Below are 21,855 nucleotides of genomic sequence, written 5' to 3'. Positions count from 1 at the left end.
GTGCATCGACTCCGTGCGTCGACCGCCGCGTGCCGACCCCGTGTGCTGACCGCCGTGTGTCGGCCCCGCGTCGACCGCCGCGCGTCGGCTGCGGTGCGCCGACTCCGCGCGTCGACCGCTGTGCGCTGCCCCCGTGCGTCGACCGCTGTACGTCGACCCCGCGTCGACCGCCCCCCCCGTCGGCCGCTGTGCGCTGTGCGCACGGGACCGGACGGGGAGCGGGGTCGGCCGTGGGCCGTCCGCGGGCCGGTCGTGGGGGACTGCGTGCGCCTGGCCCGGGCGCCGTCGTGCGCGGTGGCCACCCGGGGCGTGCCGGGGAGCGTGGCCTGGACCAGGGCCTCTCCCGGCTGCCTCATCCCGCTCCTGACCTCGTCGTCAACTCCCTTAGCCAAGCCCTCAGTTGCCCCACCTCGACGTTCCTCCAGAAACAAAGATTCAGTGCGCGGAATCGCAGCGAACGGACCGTTCGCATGCAAGGCTGTCGCGAGAGGCATATGACCTGAGGGCTCTTGACCGTGACGGCAGCGGCGCCGGCGCGCGGTCGGGGAGGGGGCGCAAGGATGTGCCGCGGACCTGAGGAGGGCCCCGGCGCCGTGAGGCGCCGGGGCCTGTCCTCCCCTGTGCTGACCCGGAGCCCCGAGCTCCCAGGGTCATCCCCTTCGGACCGTTTTCCCCGAGCGGCCCGCCTCCCGTTGAAGATCTCCCCTCGACGGCGGCGGTCAATCCTTGAGCGAGGTCACTCGAAGGAGGGGTGTTACCGCCAAGGAACCCACTTTCGAATACGCATTCGATAGCGTATGAGTGACGGAACGACCACGGATTACGCAGGAACAACCAGCAGGAGCAGCGGTACGGCCGACGGTACGAGTGGACCGGCCGGCTCGTGCGGGACGAGCCGGGCGAGTGGATCAAGGGGGGTGCCAGCGTATGGTGCGGCGCATCGACGTGACCGGTGCGAGCGGGATACGCCTCGCTGCCTGGGAGTTCGCCGATCCTCCCAAGACCGATCCGGGCAGGAGCGGTCCGGCCGGGTCGAGGACGGGCGGGGCCGAGCAGACACCCGGAGTGCTGTTATTGCACGGGCTCATGGGCCGTGCCTCGCACTGGGCGTCCACCGCCCGCTGGCTGTCCGAGCGGCACCGGGCCGTGGCACTCGACCAGCGGGGCCACGGACAGAGTGCGAAGCCGCCGGAGACGGAGTACACCCGCGGGGCGTACGTCGAGGACGCGGAGGCCGCCCTCGAAGAGCTGGGCCTCGCCCCGGCCGTCCTCATCGGCCACGCGATGGGAGCCCTGACGGCCTGGCAGCTCGCGGCCAGACGGCCCGACCTGGTGCGCGGCCTGGTCATCTGCGACATGCGGGCCTCGGCGCTCGGGGGTGCCTCGCAGCGCGAGTGGGAGGAGTGGTTCAAGTCCTGGCCGGTCCCGTTCGCCACGCTCGCGGACGTACGGAAGTGGTTCGGCGAGGACGACCCCTGGGTGGAGCGGCCGAACACCTCGCGCGGTGAGTTCTACGCCGAGGTCATGGCCGAGCACGAGGACGGGTGGCGGCCCGTCTTCGAGCCCGAGCAGATGCTCAAGTCGCGGGAGACGTGGGTGTACGACGCGCACTGGGAGGAGCTGGCCCAGGTGCGGTGCCCCACGCTGGTCGTGCGTGGCCTCGACGGGGAGCTGGGGCGGGCCGAGTCCCAGGAGATGGTCCGGGTGCTGCCCGACGGGCGGTACGCGGAGGTGGCCGAGGCGGGGCATCTCGTGCACTACGACCAGCCGGAGGCGTGGCGGGCGGCGGTCGAGCCGTTCCTTGACGAAGTGCTTCGGTAGGGCGCGGCGGGGAATCGGCGCCGGCACCGTCTGACAGCGGGCTGTTTCCGGGACCGGTGGCCGTTCCGGGACCGTCGGCCGCTCCCGGGATCGTGGACCGTTCCCCGCCGCCAGTCAGTCGGAGCGCTTGGCCGAAAGGCGTCGAGCGATGCTCCCCGGGCCGAGGCCGTCCGGGATCATGAAGCATGCTCCCGGACGCCTGTTGGCACCTCACCCAAGACATCGACGACTTCCTCGCCCGGGCCGGGGACTTCCTGCGCTCGCGCCCCGCCCTGCACAACACGCCGCTGACGGACATCGAGAAACTGCGGATACGCGGGACGGCCGGGCACGACGCCGCGGCCCCCGTTTTCGGCCGACTGGAGTCAGGAGGCGAAGTCCACGCGATCTTCTATCTCAGTCCGCGGGGCCGCCTGGGCCTCACCGCCCTCTCCGCCGAGCAGGCGGACGTCCTCGCCGCTCACCTGGCCGGCCTCGGCCACGCGCCCTCCCACGTCATCGCGGACCACGACACCGCCGCCGCCTTCGCCGAGTCGTGGCAGCGGCACACGAGCGCGTCGCCGGTGCCCTTCTGGCGGACGCACCTCTACCGGCTCGGCACGCTCACCCCGCCGCAGCCGCTCCCGGCGGGCCGAGGGCGCATCACGGGCGGGCAGGACCGTGAGCACGTCGTGCGCTGGTGTCGTGAGTTCTGTGTCGACGTCGGTGAGCAGCGCTCCATCGACCTGATCGACGCCGGTGCCTGGGACGACTCGCGTTTCGGCGACAGGCACTTCACGTTCTGGGAGACCCCGGACGGCACCCCCGTCTCGATGGCGGCCGCGACCTCGGTCGTCGGCGGCATGGTCCGGGTGGACCCCGTCTACACGCCGGCCCACCTCCGGGGCCGCGGCTACGCGGGCGCCGTGACGGTCGAGGCGAGCCGTGCGGCGCTGGCCGCGGGCGCGACGGACGTCGTCCTGTTCACGGACCCGGACAACCCCACCAGCAACGCCCTCTACCAGCGCATCGGGTACGCCCACGTCGCCGACTTCGCCGGATACAGGTTCTCCTGAGACGCACCCGACCCCCGGCGGGGCTCAGCCCTTGCTGACCGCCGTCAGGATCTCCGGCAGGTGGCGGGCTGTCCGGGGGGCGGCCAGGCGCAGGCCGGAGAAGGTGAGCAGGGTGCCGTACGCGGCGCCCAGGGGGAGGAGGAGCCAGGTCCAGTTCTGGCCGTCGGCCGAGACGTTCAGCCAGATGGCGAGGGCGATGACGGGCGCGCACAGCAGCGCCGCCGCGACCATGCCGCCGAAGATCGCGATCCAGGCCAGCCCCGCCTGCCCCGGAGCCACGTTCTTGTAGCCCTCCTGCGGGATCGAGTACGGGAAGCGGGCCGAGGACCAGGCGCCGGTCGCCAGCATCGCGCCGAGCAGCGCGAAGGACAGGCCGAGCGCCTCGGGCAGCGCGGGCCAGTCGCCGAGCAGCGCCGTCGTGAGGACGGTGACGAGAGTGGCGTACGGGAGGGTGATCAGGAGGAGGGCCAGCGCCCGGCCCCGCAGCTCGATGTACGCGTCCCGGGTCGAGGAGATCGTCATCGCGACCATCCAGAACGCGGACGTGTCCTGCCCGAACTGGTTGTACATCTGGATGCCGAGCATCCCCGCGGCGAAGCACGCGAAGTAGATCGAGCCGGTCCCCTGCAACGCGTTGAACACCGGGACGATCAGGCCGATCGCGAGCGAGGTCACCCACGCGGCCTTCGTCTTCGGATCGCGCCACACGTAGCGCAGGCTGCGTTCCATGACCGTGCCCGTGCGTCCCGCGGGCAGCAGCCTGCCGAGTCCGGAGGAGCGCCCCGCCTTGTCCCGTGCGGGCTCGGCGGCCTGCAGTGTCGAGCCGTCCGGGGAGGTCATCAGCCGGGTCAGGGTCCGCTGCCAGTAGCTCAGCAGCGCCGCGAGGGCCAGGCCGCTCAGGGCGAGCTGGGCGAGGGCGACGGCGTACGAGCCCTCGCTGACGGAGTCCACCGCGCCGAGCGCCGACGCGGGCGGCACCCAGCGCAAGACGTCCGCCGCCGGGTCCAGCGTGGACAGGCCGGAGGAACCGAGCTTCTGCGCGCCGAAGTTGACGACCTGGGCGCCCACCGCGATCACCAGACCGCTCAGCACGGCCAGGTCACGGCCCTTGCGGCTGGTCAGCAGACGGAGGTTGGCGGTCGCGACGGCCCGCGCGAGGGCCACACAGACCAGGAGCGCGAGGACGATCGCGACGACGCCGGTGACGTACGCCGCCGGTCCGTGTGCCGTCGCGACGACCGAGCCGACGAGCAGGCACAGCGTGAACAGCGGTCCGACGCCGACCAGTGACGCGACCAGCAGCGCGCGGACGAGGGGGCGGGGCCGCAGCGGCAGCATCACCAGGCGGGTGGGGTCGAGGGTCTCGTCGCCACTGGGGAAGAAGAGCGGCATCACGGCCCAGCCGAGTGCCAGGACGGCGGTGAGCAGCACCGTGACGTTCAGCGCGTGCGTGTTGCCGCGCAGCGCGATCAGGCCGAGGAGCTGGAGCGCGGCGAAGAGCAGCACGACGACGAGCGAGGCGATGTACGCGGCCCGCCGCCCCGACGACTGCCGCAGACCGTTGCGCAGCAGCGCCAGCTTCAGCCGTACGACGACGGCCGTGATCGGGGTGGCGGAGGCGACGGGAGTGGCGGAGACCGTGGCGGCGGCGTCGGTGCTCATCGGGTTCCGCCGCCCAGCCAGTCGAGGTCGGAGCCGGTGTCGCGGCCGTTCGCGCCGACGAGTTCGAGGAAGGCCTGCTGGAGGGAGGGCGCCGCGCCGCGTACCTCGGCGAGCGGGCCGTGGGCTCGGATGCGGCCCGCGGCCATCACGGCGACCCAGTCGCAGAGCGACTCGACGAGTTCCATGACGTGGGAGGAGAAGACGACGGTGGCGCCGGAGGCGGTGTAGCGCTCCAGTACGCCGCGGATCGTCTGGGCGGAGATCGGGTCGACTCCCTCGAACGGCTCGTCGAGGAAGAGCACTTCGGGGTTGTGCAGGAGTGCGGCGGCCAGGCCGATCTTCTTGCGCATGCCCGTCGAGTAGTCGACGACCAGTTTGTGCTGGGCTCCGGCGAGGTCGAGCACGTCCAGGAGCTGGGTGGCGCGCTTGTCGACCTCCGCGCCGGGGAGGCCGCGCAGGCGGCCCGTGTAGGCGAGGAGTTCCCGTCCCGAGAGCCGCTCGAAGAGGCGCAGGCCCTCGGGGAGCACGCCGATGCGGGCCTTGACCTCGGTGGGGTCGCGCCATACGTCGTGGCCCACGACCTCGACGGTGCCGTGGTCCGGCCTGAGCAGGCCGGTCACCATCGACAGGGTGGTGGTCTTGCCGGCGCCGTTGGGTCCGACGAGGCCGATGAACTGGCCCGCGGGCAGCTCCAGATCGATCCCCGCGACGGCGATCTGTTCCCCGAACCGCTTCCAGAGCCCTTGCACCCGCACCGCAACCGTCATGCGAGGCACGATACGGGGCGCTCCGCGGGTTCGTCGTGGCCGTCCGCGCAGTTCCCCGCGCCCCTAAAGAACGGGGCTGGGCCCCAGGCCGATCGGTCCGTGCGGGTCGGCCGGGGTGGGCCGCGCAGTTCCCCGCGCCCCTGAGGGGTGGAAGTCCCGTGAGCTTGTCCGTGCGGGTGGGTGGGGCTGAGTGCGCAGTTCCCCGCGTCCCTGACGAACGGGGCTGGGCCCCAGGCCGATCGGTCCGTGCGGGTCGGCCGGGGTGGGCCGCGCAGTTCCCCGCGCCCCTGAGGGCGATGCCGCGTGGGCGGGGGCCGGTCGTGTCGTTCCCCGTCCGTCTGAGGGCAAGAGCATGGGGGCGCAGCCCCGCTTTCAGGGGCGCGGGGAACTGCGCGGCCAGCCCCCACCGGCCAGCAGATGTGAACCGTCCCGCCCGGAGGGCCCGCGCTACCGACGGGCGTCCCGCCCGCACGCGTAGGACAACGGGGAGATCAATTCCTCCGCGTCCGGCAGCCACCGATTCGCGGGCGTAGGCCGGCAGGCCCACTGCACGGCCCCCCGCGCCCCGAACCGCGTGGGCGGCGCGGCCACGTACGCGCCCTCCCCGAGGACATCCAGATCGAGGGAGGCGAGCGGCCAGCCCAGCTTGCGGACCAGGTCCGGGACCTTCGCCGCGGCCCCGGGAAGCACGAAGAACTGCATCCGCCGATCCGGCGTACACGTCACGGGCCCGAGCGTCAGCTCCATCCGCCGCATCCGCGCGAGCGCGAGAAACCCCGCGGTCTCGGGCACGTCGATCGCGTCGAACGTCCGCCCCGTGGGCAGCAGGATCGACGCGACGGGCTGCTTGGCCCACAGCCGGCGGGCGACGGTCGCACTCCCCGTGGCCACCGTCGCCCAGTCCTCGCGCGCCGGGTGCGCGCCGGGCACCGCGCACGACGGGTCGCCGCACGAGCAGCACTGCACGCCGTCGACGGCCTCCAGCCAGGTGCCGGGGAACACGTCCCAATGGCGCTCCTCGGCATAGCGCACGGCTGTGTCCTGCAGCGACTCGCCGCGCTGCTTCGGGATCTGGGCGGTCTCGGTGCCTGCGATCGTCTCTTCCACGCTGAACTCAACTCCCGCACCCATCAGGGGTTACGGGCCTTGCGCGCGCGGGGGAGGAGCACCGATCCCACGTATGGGGCGCATGGATGCATCTGTGGGGGCGCGCATGGGAGGCGGCAGCGGGTGGTGGGTAGCCCTGTGTGGGGCGGGCAGCAGCCTTTACCCGGCAATCCTCGCATGTCTCGCATCTTCGGTATGTCCGCGGGGCATTGATCTTCGAGGCCGGACTTTTCGCTCCTCTCACGAGGGCGGGACGTCCCGGTCACTGAGAGCTCGTCAACTCGGTGCGCGTGGGCAGGCACCGCAGCCACAGGGGGTACGCCAATGGCCGCAAGGCCTCTCGTCGCGCGGCAGCCGAACGAACGACTGCAGGCGCTCATTCAGGAAGCGGGCTGTTCCAACGCCGGTCTGGCCCGCCGGGTCAACATGTGCGGCGCGGAACACGGTCTCGATCTGCGCTACGACAAGACGTCCGTGGCGCGCTGGCTGCGCGGACAGCAGCCGCGCGGGCGGGCGCCCGCCATCATCGCCGAGGCGCTGGGCCGAAAGCTGGGCCGGACCGTCACGATCGACGAGATCGGCATGGCGAACGGCAAGAACCTCGCCTCCGGTGTGGGGCTGCAGTTCTCGCCGACGGTGCTCGGCGCGATCGAGCAGGTCTGCGAGCTGTGGCGCAGCGACGTGGGGCGCCGGGACTTCCTGTCCGGTTCGTCCGTCGCGGCCTCCGCGCTCGTCGAACCGAGCCGGGACTGGCTGATCTCCTCGCCGGACGCGCAGGTCTCGCGCTCCGCCGGGCCGCGGGTCGGGCAGTCCGACGTGGCGGCGGTGACCGCGATGACCCAGGCGCTCGTCGACCTCGACCACCAGTACGGCAGCGGGCATGTGCGCCCGGTCGTCGTGCACTACCTGAACAGCGTCGTCTCCGGGCTGCTGGCGGGCTCGTACCGGGAAGCGGTCGGGCGTGAACTCTTCGCGGCCGTCGCGCGGTTGACGGAGCTGGCGGGCTACATGGCGATCGACACCGGGCAGCCGGGTCTCGCACAGCGGTACTACATCCAGGCGCTGCGGCTCGCGCAGGCGGCGGGCGACCGTGGATACGGCGGGTACGTGCTCGCCGCGTCCATGAGCCACCTGGCCGCGCAGCTCGGAAACCCGCGGGAGATCGCGCAGTTGGCGCGGGCGGCGCAGGAGGGGGCGCGCGGGCGGGTCACACCGCGCGCGGAGTCGATGTTCCACGCCGCCGAGGCGCGGGGCCATGCCCTGATGGGCGACGCGCGCTCGGCGCAGACGGCGTCCGGCCGGGCCGTGGCGGCGCTGGAGCAGGCCGATCCGGAGGCCGGGGACGACCCCCGTTGGATCGCGCACTTCGACGAGGCGTACCTGGCCGACGAATTGGCGCATTGTCACCGTGACCTGGGGCAGGCCGAGGCGGCCGCACGGCGCGCTCAGGAGTCCCTCGACGGGCACCCCGAGTCGCGGGCCAGGCGGCGCGCGATCGGCTATGTGCTCCTGGCCTCCGCGCAGGTGCAGCAGCGCGAGGTGGAGCAGGCCTGCCACACGGGTCTGCGAGCGGTCGAGCTGCTGGGCACGCTGCGGTCCAACCGGGGCGCCGAGTACCTGGACGACTTCCAGCAGCGGCTTGAGCCGTACCGGGACGAGCCCGTGGTGCGGGAGTTCGGGGCACGCATGGAGCTTCAGGCGGCGGCCTAGGGCGAGTTCGGCCCGCTCGGGGCGTGAACGTGTGAGAAATGAAGCACGTGATGTGAAAGGAGGCGCAAAAAAGGGGCTCGAACAGCGATCCGGGGGCGGTTTGTCACTGGCTGTCCCCGGTGGCGGGTGTCACGTCCCGTGCTGCGTGGCACCGGCTCGCGAGGACCCGGTAGCGTGAACCGACGATTCCGAAGGTCCCCCATTCGTAGGAGTCCCGGTGACGCACAACGGACAGGGCGACGAGCCCTCGGCGCGACCCGCGCGCGAAGGCATCGTGCTGCCGTCCGACGGCGGCGAGCCCCTCCTGCCGGGCCAGACCGGCGACCGCGCGGTCCCGGCGGGCGGTCAGGCCTGGGACCAGCCGTGGGGTCCGCGGTCCGCTCCGCAGGCCGACGAATGGGGCAATCCGGGTGGCGTCGGCGGTGCCGGTGGTGCCGCTCAGGCTCCGGATACGCAGATATCCAGCTGGAGTGCCGGGCCGCAGGGCGGCGGCGGCCAGGGTGCGCCGGGCTCCGGTTGGGACGCGTCCGGTGGTGGCGGGCAGGTCTCGCAGTACACCGAGCCTCCTGCCGGTCCCTACGGGGCGCAGGACGGCGGCCAGTGGGGCACCGCCCAGCAGGCGCCCGGCGGCGCGATACCGCAGCAACAGCAACAGCAACAGCCGCAGCCGCAGCAGCAGTACGACGGACGGACCGGTAACGGTTACGGCGTCCCGCAGCCGCAGAACCCCGCCGGTGCGCACGGACAGGGCGGCTACGGCTACCCGGACGCCTCCGGAGCGGGGCCGGGCGCGTTGCCGCCCGCCGCTCCCATGGACGAGGGCGCGACCCAGTTCCTGCCGCCCGTCACCGCGGCGCCGCCCATGGACGAGGGCGCCACGCAGTTCCTTCCGCCGGTTGGCCCCGGCGCGCTGCCTCCCGAGATGCCCGCCGCGGGTACGGCACCCGAGGCGACGTCCGGCGACGCCACGCGGTACCTCGGCCGCGTTCCGAACGACGGCTCCGGGCCGATGCCCGGCGGGAACGGCGCGGGACCCCTGCCCCCCGCCGTGGACCCGGACGCCCAGCCCACGCAGTTCATGGCGCCGGTGCCCGCACAGCCCGGCGCGGCCGGATCCGGGTACGGCGTACGGCCGGGCGGGCCGGAGGACCGGCAGCAGCCGCCCGCCGAGTTCGACAACCTCTTCCGGGCGGACGGCGGCGGCGCCACCCAGCAGCTGCCCCCGGTGGACCAGCCGCGGGCGCGACGAGGGCAGGGGCCGGGGCAGCGGAGACAACCGGGCGGTGCCTCGCCCGAGTTCGGTGCTCCGGCCGGGTTCGGTACGCCCGGCGGCTTCGGCGGTGCCGGTGCGCCGGCGGGCCCCGAGGGTCCGGGCGGGCGCGGCGCACGCCGGGCCGCGGCCGACGGTGACCACGGCCGCGGTGGCCGCTCCCGTTCCCGAGTTCCCCTCATCGCCGCCGTCGGCGTGGGCATCGCCGTCCTCGGCATCGGCGCCGGCGCCCTGCTCAGCGGTGGCGGGAGCGAGGAGGACAAGGGCGACGAGAACACGACGGTCGCCGCGACCGCGCCGGCCACCGAAGGCTCCGGCTCCGAGTCGGCGGGTCCGGAGGAGGCGCAGGCCGTGGCCCTGGACAAGCTCCTCGCCGACAGCGGCAACAGCCGTGACTCGGTCGTCAAGGCCGTCGACAACGTACGCAAGTGCACCAACCTCGGCCAGGCGGCCAGTGATCTGCGCAACGCCGCCAAGCAGCGCAACGGGCTTGTCACGCGGCTGGCGGGCCTGTCCGTCGACAAGCTGGAGAACCACGCGGAGCTGACCGCCGCGCTCAACAGCGCGTGGAAGGCCTCCGCCGCGGCGGACACCCACTACGCGGCGTGGGCCGACCAGGCCGCGGGCAAGAAGGGCTGCCGCAAGGGGCAGGCCCGTTCCACGGGGCAGACCGCCGCGGGCAACCGTGAGAGCGGCACCGCGACCACGCAGAAGGCCAAGGCCGCCAAGCTGTGGAACTCCGTCGCACAGACCTACGGACTCACCGAGCGGCAGCCGGGACAGCTCTGATCGCCGGGAATCGTGCCGGGAAGCGCATGACACCCACACCGCGCGGTGCGGCTCAGGCACCCATCGGTCGGCTTCGGGGGCCGGATCGTTTGGGGAAACGGTTCGTTCCTGGGTGACGGTCCGTTCTCGGGTGACGGTTCGTCTGGGGAACGGGCCGCTGTGGGGATCTGACTGGTTTGGGTGGCGATGTCGGTTATCAGAGTGTCTGGGTGTTTTCCAGGACCTTTGACACGTTCACGAAACCCTTGCGCTCCGTGACCAGTTGGCCCTTGCGCACCACCTGGAAGGTCACGTCCGCGTTGACCAGCCTCGGGAAGCCGCTCGCCGTGATCAGGTCCTGGAAACTCCAGCTCAGGGTCGGTGTGAGCCCGCCCGTGTCGATCTGCAGGCCGTTGTCGAGCGTCCGCCGCAGCGCCCGCGCGGTCACCTCGCCGTCGCCCAGCGACTCGATGGCCTTCTTCAGGGCGGTGTACGCGACCCAGGTCGTCTGCACGCCGGGGTCGGCGACGTCGATCCGGTTGTCGCCGAAGGCCTCCTCGCGGATGACCTCGCGCATCGGCTTCCACCGCTTGTCGCTCGACGCCGGGTACCAGCCGGTGACGTACGAGCCCTCGTACGTACGGCCCGTCGCGTCGATCATCGACTGGTCGATGCTGCCCAGCACGGAGGCCGTCCGTACCGCCGGATAGTCCTCGCGGGTCCGCCGGAACGAGTCCATGAAGGTGTCGGTGCGGTCGCCGAGGGCAGGCACCACGCACCCCTCCTCCGGTGAGTCCGCGGTGACCCGCCGCAGCGCCCGCTGGGCGTGCCCCGAGAACTCCGTGGCGTCCTCCGCGGCCCGCTGGTCGACGGAGGCCGCGTGGCGCCCCGCGGTCAGCCCGGAGTCGAGCAGCACGGGCAGTTCGTCGCCCGCGACCGTGTCGGGGCGGATGAGCGTGACCGGGCCGCAGGTCCTGGCGAGCTGCTGCCCGAGTCCGATCAGCAGGGAGGGCTGGCCGCCGTTGACCGGATACGACAGCGGGCTGGTGAACTCGTCGTCGGTGACTCCGTAGCCGCCGAGGTACGGGATGCCGGCCGTCTCCAGCGGGGAGAAGAAGGAACGGGCGTGCTGGCTGTACGAGCCGACGACCGCGACGACGTTCTCCTCGGCGGCGCGGCGGGCGCAGCTCGCGGCGGCCACCGCGTCGTTGTGGTCGTTGCAGGTGATGACCCTGAGCTTGCGGCCGTTGATGCCGCCGTTGGCGTTGACCCAGCGCGCGTACGCCTTCGCCATCGCGGGCATTCCGGGCTTGTTGGTCGTTTTCGTCTTCTCGGGCGCCCACGTCATGACGGTGATGGCGCCGTCCCCGGAACCCCCCGTGGTACCGGGGACGACACCGCATCCGACGGCGGTCGACACACACATCGCCAACGCGCCCGCGCACAGCACTCTGGCCTTGGTGACGGGGAGGTGGAGGGCGCTGAGGAAGGTACGGATGTGTCGCCTGCCGGTCATGGACACGCACGATTCCGTCACACCGCTACGACTGGTGTGACCCTGGGTCAACGCGTGGTGACGAAGGGGTGAACAGCGGGGTGCGGGGTGGGCCGGTCCGAGGAGAACGTACGATCGGTGACCGTGCAAGGTTCGGAGAACTCTTCCCGTCGCGGGCGTCGCTCATCCACCATGGGCGGCATGCCACTGAACGATATGCCGTGGTGGCGCTGGCGCAGCAATGTGCGCTCCGCGCTGCACATGCTTTCCGACACCGACTTCCAGCGGGGTGTCTGGCTCGCGGGCGTCGACGGGTACGGGGACGTGACCGACGCCGTCTACCGCCTCGTCGAGGACACCTGGCTGGACAACTGGTCCGCCGAGAAATACGTCGGGACGATCTTCCGGGACTCGCAGGAGGCGGCGCTCGTCGACTCCGCCGTGCTGCGGGTGCTGCGGATCATGCATCAGGTGGGGCCCGATGCGGCTGTCTCCGTCTATCTCGACCATGCGGGGTGGCCGGAGGCCGTGCGGGCCGCTCGGGACGCGCATGTGCGGATGGCTGTGAGCGACGGGGAGGATCCCGACGCGCAGCCTCGGACCCTTGAGGTACTCCAGATCATGACCCGGGCCGCCTGAGAATTCGCCGGCCTGTGCGGGCCGGTGGGGGCTTGTCGCGCGGTTCGCCGCGCCCCTGGGAGACGCGGGCTGCGTCCTGGTCTTTTGTCTTCAGGGGCGTGGGGAACTGCGCGCTCGGCCCCCACCGGCCCGCACGGAACCCCGCCGCGTCCGGGATTCGGGCGCTTGCCTGGGTGCCGGGTCCTGTATGGGAACCTGGCATGCATGAACGACCAGTACGTCCTGACGCTTTCCTGCCCCGACAAGCAGGGCATCGTGCACGCCGTGTCGAGTTACCTCTTCATGACCGGCTGCAACATCGAGGACAGCCAGCAGTTCGGCGACCACGACACGGGCCTCTTCTTCATGCGGGTCCACTTCTCGGCCGAGGCGCCGGTGACGGTGGAGAAGCTGCGGGCGAGCTTCGCGGCGATCGGTGACTCCTTCCAGATGGACTGGCAGATCCATCTGGCCGAGGAGAAGATGCGGGTCGTGCTGATGGTCAGCAAGTTCGGGCACTGCCTGAACGATCTGCTGTTCCGGGCGCGGATCGGGGCGTTGCCCGTCGAGATCGCCGGTGTGGTTTCCAATCACACGGAGTTCGCTGAACTCGTGGGTTCGTATCATGTGCCGTTCCATCACATTCCGGTCACCAAGGACAACAAGGCACAGGCCGAGGCGCAGGTGCTGGAGCTGGTGCGGGAGCAGGGCGTCGAGCTGGTGGTGCTCGCCCGGTACATGCAGGTGCTCTCGGACGATCTGTGCAAGCAGTTGAGCGGGAAGATCATCAATATTCACCACTCGTTCCTGCCTAGCTTCAAGGGTGCGAAGCCGTATCACCAGGCGCATGTGCGTGGGGTGAAGCTGATCGGTGCCACCGCTCACTATGTGACGGCCGACCTCGACGAGGGGCCGATCATCGAGCAGGAGGTCGAGCGTGTGGGGCACCAGGTCACGCCTGAGCAGCTTGTCGCCGTGGGGCGGGACGTGGAGTGCCAGGCGCTGGCCCGGGCCGTGAAGTGGCATGCGGAGCGGCGGATTCTGTTGAACGGGCGGCGCACCGTCGTCTTCGACTGACGTCCTGGGCCGGTCACGGCCCGCAGCGGTCGCGTCGTGGGTGGGGCGGGGCCGTGCCGGTACGTCGAGTCCGCCGCCCCCGGGTGTACGGCTGTGAGTTCTTGCAGGGAACTGTTTCCCGGAGGAGCCCTACGCGGCGGACTTTCGACGTACCGGCACGGCCCCGCCCTTTCTGGTGCCGCGGGTGTCCGCCGTCCTACATGCGGCTCAGTGACGCCGCTGCGAAGAGGACGTCGCTGATCGCCTCCCGGTCTCCTGCCTGGCCCGCCGCCGCTTCCTCGGGGGACACGTGGCCGGCGGCGAGCTGGCAGAACTCCACGCCGTCCAGGGCCACGTGGGCCACCTCGTGGTCGGGGGAGGCGGGGGCGCCTGGGGAGTCGAGCGGGATGAGCCACTCGCCGCCGCCCAGGCCCTCGATCTCCAGGCGGAGGCTGCGGCCGGGGGCGTCGGCCGGGACCAGGTGGCGGGTCGGGGCGGGGGCCGCGAGACCTGCCTGGCGGCGGGCGGCCAGGGCCGAGGGGAGCATACGGGCGCCCAGGTCGATCATCGCGTGCAGATGGCGGGGCGAGGGCGGCTCGTAGGGGTAGTCGACCGCGTCGGCGATGTCTCCCGCGTGGACCCAGGTCTCGAAGGCGCGGTCCATCATCGAGTCCCGCAGCGGGAGTTCGAAGTCGCCGTACGGGACGGGGAGGCGGCCGGAGCCTCCGCCCGCGAAGGCCACCGTACGGACGAGGTTGTGGGCCTGCTCGCGCCACGGGCCGCGGACCGAACGGGTGGGCGGGAAGTGGGCGGCGTCCCAGAATGCCTCGGTGCGGGCCGAGGGGGTGGGGCTGGCTGACGGGCTTTCCAGAGGGTCGTCCAGGCCGAGCGTTACCGCGACCAGGCCGTCCACGGTCAGGAGGTGGGCGATCACTCCGGCGACGGTGGTGCGCCGGCTGGTCGGTTCCTTGCCGTCGAACCAGCGCAGTCGTACCGGGGCGTGCCATTCGGCGTCGCCGATGTCCTGGAGCAGGGCGTCGAGGCGGGCGGTCTCCGCGTCGTACGGAGTCGCCCAGGAGGGGACCGGGATCCGGGGCGGGCGGCGGCCCAGGCAGGCCTCCAGGACTCGGGTGCGCAGGGCCGGGTCCAGGTCGAGGCTCTCCGGCGGGTGCAGGAGGCCCACTGCCTCGCGCAGTCGCAGGGCCTCGTCCGCGCAGGCGCCGCAGCCGCCGAGGTGGTCCTCCACTGCCACCGTCTCCTCGGGGGAGCAGGCCGCCAGCGCCCATGCGCCGAGCAGGGCCTTCAGTACCCGGTGGTCGAGGACGAGGGGTGAAGGGGTGGGTGTGGGGAGGGGGTGGCCCGTGTCCTCCATGGAGGCGCGTGGCACGGGTATGCGCGGGGGGCCGCCCGGGTTTCCCTGGGTGTGCTCGGGGTCCGGTTCGTCTTCCTCGTACGCTCCGAAGGGGTTCGCGCTGTTCACCGGGCGCCCCCTTCGGAGGAGTCGGCGTCGTGGGCCGTGGACAGGAGTTGGAGGCCCAGGCGCAGGCGGCGGCGGGCCTCGTCCGCGGTGACGCCCAGGTCGGCGGCGGTCTGGCGGTAGTCGCGGCGCTGGAAGTAGGCGAGTTCAAGGGCGGCGCGCAGCGGGGTCGGCATGGACGTGACGATGTAGTCGGCGCGGGCCGCCACCGAGGCGCGGCGGACCCTGCGTTCCAACTCGTCGGTGTCGTCCGAGTCCTCGTGGGCGAGCGCGGCGGTCTCCGTGGTGCGCAGGCGCTGCACGGCGAGGCGGTGGGTCAGCGTGGCGACCCAGGAGCGCAGGGGTCCCTGCTTGGGGTCGTACGACTCGGGGTTCTCCCAGACGTGGGCGAAGACCTCGCGGGTGATGCCGTCGGCCGCGCGCTCGTCCCCGAGCACGCGCTGGGCGAGTCCGTGCACGAGTGAAGCGAATCGGTCATAGAGCTCACCGAGCGCGGCTGCCTCTCCCCGGGCGAGCCGCTGCTGCATCTTGCGGTCCCAGCGGGGTGGCGCGTCCCTGTTGGTCATACGCCCCCCTCCACTGTGTTCGTGCCGTGCGTCTGTCCCCGTGCGACCGGATTCTCCTCCTCGGTCTCCTTCCGAATGTAGTCGGCACCTGGGGGGACGCACGCCCCTTTGTTGCAATGCGCGCCCCGGGGCCCGGCTCGGGTGGTAGGGGAGTGGTTGCGGTATGTGTGTGGTGAATTACTTTGCGTGTTCGAGTGTGGTGAATTGTCCTGATCAGGGGTGGCGGGCGTTGAGCGGTTGTGGCCGGAACGGTCTGTTGGGGGTGCGTTTCGGTTCGGCATTCCGTGTTTCGTGGAGCGGAGGGTGGGGCAGCCACGCACCAGGGAAGCGAAGTAACAGCTTCCGTTTCCGGGTCCGGCCGTAACCGGGCCGTCCGGGTCCGACATCGTCGAGCGAGGGACAGACGCGTGACGCTCAGGGTGACCGAAGGCGAGCAGCGCGGCTGGGCTGTCGTGCGGGTTTCGGGTGAGATGGATCTGGTGACGTCGCCGGTGCTGCGGCAGCGGGTGCACGAAGCCGTGGCCGACGGGCGGCGGGATGTCGTGCTGGACCTGTCCGGGGTGCTGTTCTGCGACTCCAGCGGCGTGAGTGTGCTCATCGCCTCGCGGCGGCTGATCCGCTCCTGTCAGGGCCGCCTCCGGGTGATCCTTCCGGCGCAGGGGGCGGTGGACGGGTCGCACGTCAACCGGGTGTTGGGCGCCCTTGGCGTACGCAGGCTCTTCGACGCGTATGCCGACGTCGACGCCGCCGTGGACGACGAGGCGAATTCACTTTCGGCGTGATTCCTGTCACGCAGGGGGAAGATCATCCTGTACGTCCGTGACGCCGTTGTCGCGGATTTCCCCCGGTCTTGGCACAAGCGTCGTTTTCCCGCTCCCCGAGGGGGCCGGTCGTCGTACGCTCCTGCCAGACGCACCCACGTGATGTAAGGCGGCCCGAAAGACATGGTCAGTACCGAGTACGAGCGGAAGATCGCCGCCCGGTTCGCAGGCTTCGACCAGGACGGCAACGGCTATATCGACCGCGAGGACTTCAACGCGGCGACGAAGGCGCTGCTCGCCGAGTTCGGCACGACGGCCCGGTGCGACAAGGGCCAGGCCCTCTACATCGGCGCGGAAGCCTTCTGGCAGGGCATGGCCGGAATAGCGGACCGTGACGGGGACCAGCGCATCACGCGCGAGGAGTTCGTGAACGGAGCCGTGAAGCGACTGCGGGACAACCCCGACCGGTTCGCCGAGATCGCCCGCCCCTTCCTGGACGCGGCGCTCGCCGTGGCGGACGGCGACGGGGACGGCTCCGTGACCCTCGACGAGACCGCGCGGATCCTCAAGGCCCTCGGCGTGCCCGGGGAGACGGCCGCCAGCGCGGCCGGCGCCCTCGACTCGGACGCCGACGGAGTCGTCACCGAGCCCGACATCGTGAGTGCCTTCGCCCGCTACTTCACGGTGCCCGAGTAACGCTCCCTGAGGCGGTACTTGAGCACCTTGCGCAGAGTCTCGTTGCGCGGAAGGGCGTCCACCACCTCCAGTTGCTCCGGCAGCTTGTGAGTGGACAGTCCTTCCGCGCGCAGATGGGCCGTGACGGTCGCGAGGGTGAGCGGCTCGCTTCCGGGCGGCTGTTCGATCACCGCGCAGACCCGTTCTCCTCGCTCCGCGTCGGGGAGGCCGATCACCGCCGCGTCCGCGACGGCCGGATGGCGGTGCAGCAGGTCCTCCACCTCCTTGGCGCTGATGTTCTCGCCCTTGCGGATGATGACGTCCTTCAGGCGGCCCGTCAGGACGAGGTGGCCGGTGGGGGTGAGGTGTCCGAGATCCCCGGTGATCAGGAAGCCGTCGTCGTCGAAGGCCTCCGCTGTCTGGGCCGGGTCGAGATAGCCGCTGCAGACCGCTTCACCGCGCAGGCGTATCTCGTCGTCCGTGATCCGGATCTCCATGCCCGGTGGGGGCTTCCCTTCCGTGGTCGCCAGGTTCTCCTCGGTGTCGTCCGGTGAGCCCATGGTGATCATCGGGACCTCTGTCATGCCGTAGCCGTGGGTGAGTCCGACCCCCATCTCGTGCACGACCGCGTGGTGGATCTCGGGGGGCTTGGGCGCGCCGCCGCCGGCCAGCAGGCGCAGGGTCGGGATGAGCTTCATGTCCGGCTGCTTGCGCTGCTCGGCCAGGAACATCGAGTAGAAAGCCGTGGAACCGCCCGCCACCGTCACCCCGTGCTTGCGATAGCCCTCCAGGGCGTCCGGCAGCGCGAACTTCTCGAAGAGGACGGCCGGGAACCCGTACAGCAGCAGCATCACCAGGTAGTCCGGGCCGCCTATGTGCGCGAAGGGGAACGCGACGGAGCCGACGTCTGACGCCGACAGGTGCAGGGCGTGGGCCAGGCAGGAGCCGCCCGCGATCAGTGAACGGTCCGTGTGCAGTACGCCCTTGGGGTCGGACGTCGTGCCGGAGGTCCAGTAGATCCAGCGCACGTCCGTACCGGAGGAGGGTGGCGCGGGGAGCGACGCGGGGTCTCCGGTGGGGAGTTCGTCGTATGCCTCGAATGTGTGGGGAGCAGCTATGCGTTCGGCCATGGCGGTGTGGTCGAAGCCGCGCCAGGTGCCGGGTACGGCGAAGAACGCCGCCTGCGATGCGCTGAGCGCGAAGGACACCTCCCGGTCGCGGTAGAAGGGGATGACCGGGGACTGGATCGCGCCCAGTCGCGTCAGGGCCATCGCGAGGAGCACGGTCTCCATGCGGGTCGGCAGTTGCCAGGCGACCACGGTGCCGGGGTGTACGCCCATGTCGTGGAGGCCTGCCGCGGTCCGCTCGGCGCCGGAGCGCAGCTCCTCGAAGGTCAGGGTGCGGTCGTCCTGGAGGAGGACCGGGCGGTCGGGGGTGAGTGCGGCTCGGCGTTCGACGAGTTCCCAGAAGGTGCGCGAGGCGCCGAGTTCGTGTGCGGTGTCCGTGGGCATGCCCGTACTCCTCACCGCTGACGCGAGAGTGGAACTGACGGGTAGTCAGGTTGCGTGCAGAGCGTAGGCCTCGGTGCCTTGTCGGTCCAGGGGTGCGGAGCTAGCCTGCATTCTGACGGATCATCAGATTTGCCGCCGGAGAGGGCTGGACTCATGACCGAACTGCCTCGGATCATCAGCGTCGACGACCATGTGATCGAGCCCGCGCACCTCTTCGAGACCTGGCTGCCGAAGAAGTACCGGGACCGCGGCCCCAAACCGCTGACGGCCGGTATCGGCGAACTGGCCTACGTGGCGGGCAAGTACCGGATCACGATGGACCCGGACGGGCCGCCGACCGACTGGTGGATCTACGAGGACCTGAAGTTCCCGTACAAGCGCAACATCGCCGCCGTCGGCTTCGACCGGGACGAGATGACCCTGGAGGGCATCACGCGCGCGGAGATGCGGCCCGGGTGCTGGGACCCGGTCGAGCGGCTCAAGGACATGGACGCCAACCATGTGGAGGGGAGCCTGTGCTTCCCGACCTTCCCGCGGTTCTGCGGGCAGACCTTCGCCGAGGCGCACGACAAGGAGGTCGCGCTGGCCTGCGTGCGCGCCTACAACGACTTCATGGTCGAGGAGTGGTGCGGGGACAGTGGGGGACGGCTGATCCCGCTGTGCATCATTCCGCTCTGGGACATCGACCTCGCCGTCGCCGAGATACGGCACAACGCGGCCCGGGGCGTGAAGGCCGTGACCTTCTCCGAGATCCCCACCCACCTGGGACTGCCGTCCATCCACTCCGGCTACTGGGACCCGTTCTTCGCCGTCTGCCAGGAGACCGGAACGGTCGTCAACATGCATATCGGCAGCAGCAGTCAGATGCCCGCCGCCTCGCCGGACGCGCCGCCCGCCGTCCAGGCGTCCCTGAGCTTCAACAACGCCATGGCCTCGATGATGGACTTCCTGTTCAGCGGGGTGCTGGTGAAGTTCCCGCGGCTCAAGCTGGCGTACAGCGAGGGGCAGATGGGGTGGATCCCGTACGCGCTGGAGCGTGCCGACGACGTGTGGGAGGAGCACCGGGCCTGGGGCGGGGTCAGGGATCTCATCCCCGAGCCGCCGTCCACGTACTACTACCGGCAGATCTTCTGCTGCTTCTTCCGTGACAAGCACGGGGTCGCCTCGCTGGATGTCGTCGGGCGGGACAACGCGACCTTCGAGACCGACTATCCGCACGTCGACTCGACCTTCCCGCACACCAAGGAGGTCGCCCTCGACCATGTGAAGGGCCTCGACGACGAGACCGTCTACAAGCTGATGCGGGGCAACGCCATCCGCATGCTGGGCCTCGACCTGGACCGCGACAGGTAATGGATCTTTCGTACTCGGACGAGGACGAGGAGTTCCGGGCGCGGTTGCGGGAGTGGCTTGGAGAGGTGCTCCCCGGGTTGCCTCCGAAGCCCTCGGCCGACGACTGGCCGGCGCGGCGCGCGTACGACCTCGGGTGGCAGCGACTGCTGTACGACGCCGGGTACGCGGGGCTGCACTGGCCCGTGGAGGTGGGGGGTCGTGGTGCCACGCCTACCCGGCATCTGATCTTTCTGGAGGAGACCGAGAAGGCGGGTGCCCCCTACGTAGGGGCCAATTTCGTCGGGCTGCTGCATGCCGGGCCGACCATCGCGGCCGAGGGGAGCGCCGGGCAGCGGGCGCGCTGGCTGCCGCCTGTGCTGCGCGGCGAGGAGGTGTGGTGCCAGGGGTTCAGCGAACCGGACGCCGGCTCCGACCTCGCGTCGCTGCGCACGCGCGCGCGGCGGGACGGCGACGACTACGTGGTCAGCGGTTCCAAGATCTGGACCTCGCACGCCGAAGTCGCCGACTGGTGCGAGCTGTTGGTGCGGACGGACGCGAAGGCCCCCAGACACCGGGGGATCACCTGGCTCGCGATGCCGATGGACGCCCCGGGCATCACGGTACGTCCACTGCGCACCCTCGCCGGGTCCGCCGAGTTCGCCGAGGTGTTCCTCGACGAGGTGCGGGTGCCCGTCGCCAACCGGGTCGGCGAGGAGAACGACGGCTGGCGCGTGACCATGGTGACCCTGTCCTTCGAACGCGGCACCGCCTTCGTGGGCGAGGTGGTGGCCTGTCGGCGGGTTCTGGGTGAACTCGCGCGCGAGGCCCGGAAGAACGGCCGGTGGGACGACGTGCCGTTGCGCCGCCGGCTCGGCAGGCTCAACGCCGAGTTTCGGGCCCTGTGGCGGCTCACGCAGTGGAACGTGAGCGAGTCGGAGCGGGTGGGCGGGGTCCCCGGCATGGGTGGCTCGGTCTTCAAGCTGCGTTACTCGCAGGCGCGTCAGGAGCTGTACGACACCGCGGCCGAGGTGCTCGGGCCCGAGGGGCTCGATCTCGGCAGGGAGTGGACGGTCGACCGGCTGTCGTCGCTCTCGTACACCATCGCGGCCGGGACCTCGCAGATCCAGCGGAACATCGTGGCCGAGCGGATCCTGGGCCTTCCGAAGGGCCGGTGACCTGATGGACTTCCAACTCACGGACGATCAAAGGGCTTTACGGGCCGGGGTACGCGAGCTGCTGGTGCGGCGGTTCGGGCGGGAGCGGCTGCGGGCCGCCGTGGACCCGCCGGAGGGAGAAGGTTCCGGTGGCCGGGTGGCGGTCGGTGGTCTCGACCGAGCGCTCTGGCGCGAGTTGGGCGAGGCCGGGTTCTTCGCGCTGCGGCTCCCGGAGGAGCGGGGCGGGGTCGGGCTGGGGCTTCCCGAGGCGGTCCTGGCCTTCGAGGAGGCCGGCCGGGCGCTGCTGCCGGGACCGCTCGTGGCCACTCACCTCGCAGCCGGAGAAGTGCCCGGGGCGGCCACCGGCGAGTGCGTCGTCGCCGCCGTCGACGGCACGCTCGTCGAATGGCTGGACGAGGCGGACGCCGTTCGGGGCGATGTGACGGGCGCCGTCGCCCTGCGCTCCGTCGACCCGCTGACACCGCTGCACCGGGTGCCCCGTCCGGCTCCCCCCGACCCGGTCGCGTCGCTGCTGACCGCCGCCGAGCAGCTCGGCTCGGCCGCGCGGACCTGTGCGCTGGCCGTGCAACACGCCCGGACCCGCGAGCAGTTCGGGCAGCCGATCGGAGCCTTCCAGGCGGTGAAACACCTGTGCTCGGAGATGCTGGTGCGGGTGGAAGTGGCCCGCGCGGCGGTGTACGCGGCAGCCGTCACCGGTGATCCGCTCGACATCGCGGCGGCCCGGCTGCTGGCCGACGACGCCGCCGAGCGCGGGGCCCGCGACTGCCTCCAGGTGCACGGCGGTATGGGATTCACCTGGGAGTCGGACGTACACCTGCACCTCAAACGGGCCTGGTCGCGGGCCCGGCGCGGGGAGGGTGCCGCGGCGGCCGAGGAGGCGCTCGCGCAGGACCTGCTGGCGTCGGCGGCACGGGCCGGGACGTGAACCCGCCGAGCCGCTCCGAGCCGAATGCCGCGGATCGTGGCACTCGGAGGCGGGCCGGGGTGGGTCGCGAGGGGGCGGAAGTCGCGGAACGTGGCATACCGGAA

The 21,855-nt window shown here is 71.4% G+C and carries 18 protein-coding genes; 11 read left to right on the top strand and 7 right to left on the bottom strand.

Going from position 1 to position 21,855, the window contains the following annotated elements; all coding sequences use genetic code 11:
- The first annotated feature begins 927 nt into the window (after window positions 1-927).
- Together OHS59_RS20335 and OHS59_RS20330 are read left to right on the top strand one after the other, a co-directional pair.
- Window positions 928-1,821 carry an alpha/beta fold hydrolase gene (locus OHS59_RS20335; protein WP_328494840.1) on the top strand — a complete coding sequence of 298 codons (894 nt, stop codon included), beginning with the start codon at window positions 928-930 and terminating at the stop codon, window positions 1,819-1,821.
- A gap of 185 nt (window positions 1,822-2,006) precedes the next feature.
- Window positions 2,007-2,876 (top strand): GNAT family N-acetyltransferase, encoded by an 870-nt coding sequence (locus tag OHS59_RS20330; protein ID WP_328494839.1) that lies wholly within the window; start codon window positions 2,007-2,009, stop codon window positions 2,874-2,876.
- 24 nt (window positions 2,877-2,900) lie between these two features.
- Here OHS59_RS20330 and OHS59_RS20325 read toward each other — a convergent pair whose 3' ends face one another.
- The 3 genes from OHS59_RS20325 to OHS59_RS20315 form a co-directional block, all read right to left on the bottom strand.
- Window positions 2,901-4,538: a transporter gene (locus OHS59_RS20325; protein ID WP_328494838.1), complete on the bottom strand. Its 1,638-nt coding sequence runs from the start codon at window positions 4,536-4,538 to the stop codon at window positions 2,901-2,903.
- Window positions 4,535-5,305 (bottom strand): ABC transporter ATP-binding protein, encoded by a 771-nt coding sequence (locus tag OHS59_RS20320; RefSeq protein WP_328494837.1) that lies wholly within the window; start codon window positions 5,303-5,305, stop codon window positions 4,535-4,537. The genes OHS59_RS20325 and OHS59_RS20320 overlap by 4 nt, the downstream gene beginning before the upstream one ends.
- A gap of 447 nt (window positions 5,306-5,752) precedes the next feature.
- A complete protein-coding gene (locus OHS59_RS20315) occupies window positions 5,753-6,436 on the bottom strand; it encodes a bifunctional DNA primase/polymerase (RefSeq protein WP_328494836.1) in 684 nt (227 codons plus the stop codon).
- 300 nt (window positions 6,437-6,736) lie between these two features.
- On the opposite strand from OHS59_RS20315, the gene OHS59_RS20310 reads away from it, so the two are divergent.
- Both OHS59_RS20310 and OHS59_RS20305 read left to right on the top strand, forming a co-directional pair.
- The gene (locus OHS59_RS20310; protein WP_328494835.1) at window positions 6,737-8,122 is read left to right on the top strand and encodes a transcriptional regulator; all 1,386 of its coding nucleotides are present in this window, start codon (window positions 6,737-6,739) and stop codon (window positions 8,120-8,122) included.
- 217 nt (window positions 8,123-8,339) lie between these two features.
- Entirely contained in the window at window positions 8,340-10,181 is a 1,842-nt protein-coding gene (locus tag OHS59_RS20305; protein WP_328494834.1) for a hypothetical protein, read from the top strand.
- A gap of 196 nt (window positions 10,182-10,377) precedes the next feature.
- Here OHS59_RS20305 and OHS59_RS20300 read toward each other — a convergent pair whose 3' ends face one another.
- Window positions 10,378-11,676 carry an ABC transporter substrate-binding protein gene (locus OHS59_RS20300; protein ID WP_328494833.1) on the bottom strand — a complete coding sequence of 433 codons (1,299 nt, stop codon included), beginning with the start codon at window positions 11,674-11,676 and terminating at the stop codon, window positions 10,378-10,380.
- A 117-nt stretch (window positions 11,677-11,793) separates the two neighbouring features.
- Here OHS59_RS20300 and OHS59_RS20295 point away from each other — a divergent pair, with 117 nt between their 5' ends.
- Window positions 11,794-12,294 (top strand): SCO4402 family protein, encoded by a 501-nt coding sequence (locus OHS59_RS20295; RefSeq protein WP_328494832.1) that lies wholly within the window; start codon window positions 11,794-11,796, stop codon window positions 12,292-12,294.
- Window positions 12,295-12,498: 204 nt separating this feature from the next.
- Complete coding sequence (purU, locus tag OHS59_RS20290; RefSeq protein WP_328494831.1) at window positions 12,499-13,350, top strand: formyltetrahydrofolate deformylase; 852 nt, start codon at window positions 12,499-12,501, stop codon at window positions 13,348-13,350.
- Window positions 13,351-13,546: 196 nt separating this feature from the next.
- On the opposite strand, the gene OHS59_RS20285 is transcribed toward purU, so the two are convergent.
- Together OHS59_RS20285 and OHS59_RS20280 are read right to left on the bottom strand one after the other, a co-directional pair.
- Window positions 13,547-14,809 (bottom strand): maleylpyruvate isomerase N-terminal domain-containing protein, encoded by a 1,263-nt coding sequence (locus tag OHS59_RS20285; RefSeq protein WP_328494830.1) that lies wholly within the window; start codon window positions 14,807-14,809, stop codon window positions 13,547-13,549.
- Window positions 14,806-15,372, bottom strand: a complete 567-nt coding sequence (locus tag OHS59_RS20280) for a sigma-70 family RNA polymerase sigma factor (protein WP_328494829.1) — start codon at window positions 15,370-15,372, stop codon at window positions 14,806-14,808. Before OHS59_RS20280 ends, OHS59_RS20285 begins: the two co-directional genes overlap by 4 nt.
- A gap of 407 nt (window positions 15,373-15,779) precedes the next feature.
- Between OHS59_RS20280 and OHS59_RS20275 the strand changes: the two genes are divergently transcribed.
- Window positions 15,780-16,154 (top strand): STAS domain-containing protein, encoded by a 375-nt coding sequence (locus OHS59_RS20275; protein ID WP_328494828.1) that lies wholly within the window; start codon window positions 15,780-15,782, stop codon window positions 16,152-16,154.
- Between the two features lie 162 nt (window positions 16,155-16,316).
- Window positions 16,317-16,829: an EF-hand domain-containing protein gene (locus tag OHS59_RS20270; protein WP_328494827.1), complete on the top strand. Its 513-nt coding sequence runs from the start codon at window positions 16,317-16,319 to the stop codon at window positions 16,827-16,829.
- Here OHS59_RS20270 and OHS59_RS20265 read toward each other — a convergent pair.
- Complete coding sequence (locus OHS59_RS20265) at window positions 16,808-18,319, bottom strand: class I adenylate-forming enzyme family protein (RefSeq protein ID WP_328494826.1); 1,512 nt, start codon at window positions 18,317-18,319, stop codon at window positions 16,808-16,810. The two genes, OHS59_RS20270 and OHS59_RS20265, sit on opposite strands and share 22 nt — an antisense overlap.
- Before the next feature lie 153 nt (window positions 18,320-18,472).
- Between OHS59_RS20265 and OHS59_RS20260 the strand changes: the two genes are divergently transcribed.
- From OHS59_RS20260 to OHS59_RS20250, 3 genes are read left to right on the top strand one after another with little or no spacing between them, the layout of a single operon-like run.
- Window positions 18,473-19,672, top strand: coding sequence for an amidohydrolase family protein (locus OHS59_RS20260; protein WP_328494825.1), 1,200 nt, complete (start codon window positions 18,473-18,475; stop codon window positions 19,670-19,672).
- Window positions 19,672-20,826 carry an acyl-CoA dehydrogenase gene (locus OHS59_RS20255; RefSeq protein ID WP_328494824.1) on the top strand — a complete coding sequence of 385 codons (1,155 nt, stop codon included), beginning with the start codon at window positions 19,672-19,674 and terminating at the stop codon, window positions 20,824-20,826. The genes OHS59_RS20260 and OHS59_RS20255 overlap by 1 nt, the downstream gene beginning before the upstream one ends.
- Before the next feature lie 4 nt (window positions 20,827-20,830).
- Window positions 20,831-21,751, top strand: coding sequence for an acyl-CoA dehydrogenase family protein (locus OHS59_RS20250; RefSeq protein ID WP_328494823.1), 921 nt, complete (start codon window positions 20,831-20,833; stop codon window positions 21,749-21,751).
- The last annotated feature ends 104 nt before the right edge of the window (window positions 21,752-21,855 follow it).

The organism is Streptomyces sp. NBC_00414 (assembly GCF_036038375.1).
Classification (GTDB): Bacteria; Actinomycetota; Actinomycetes; order Streptomycetales; family Streptomycetaceae; genus Streptomyces.
This window is presented reverse-complemented; position numbering and strand designations above follow the sequence as displayed.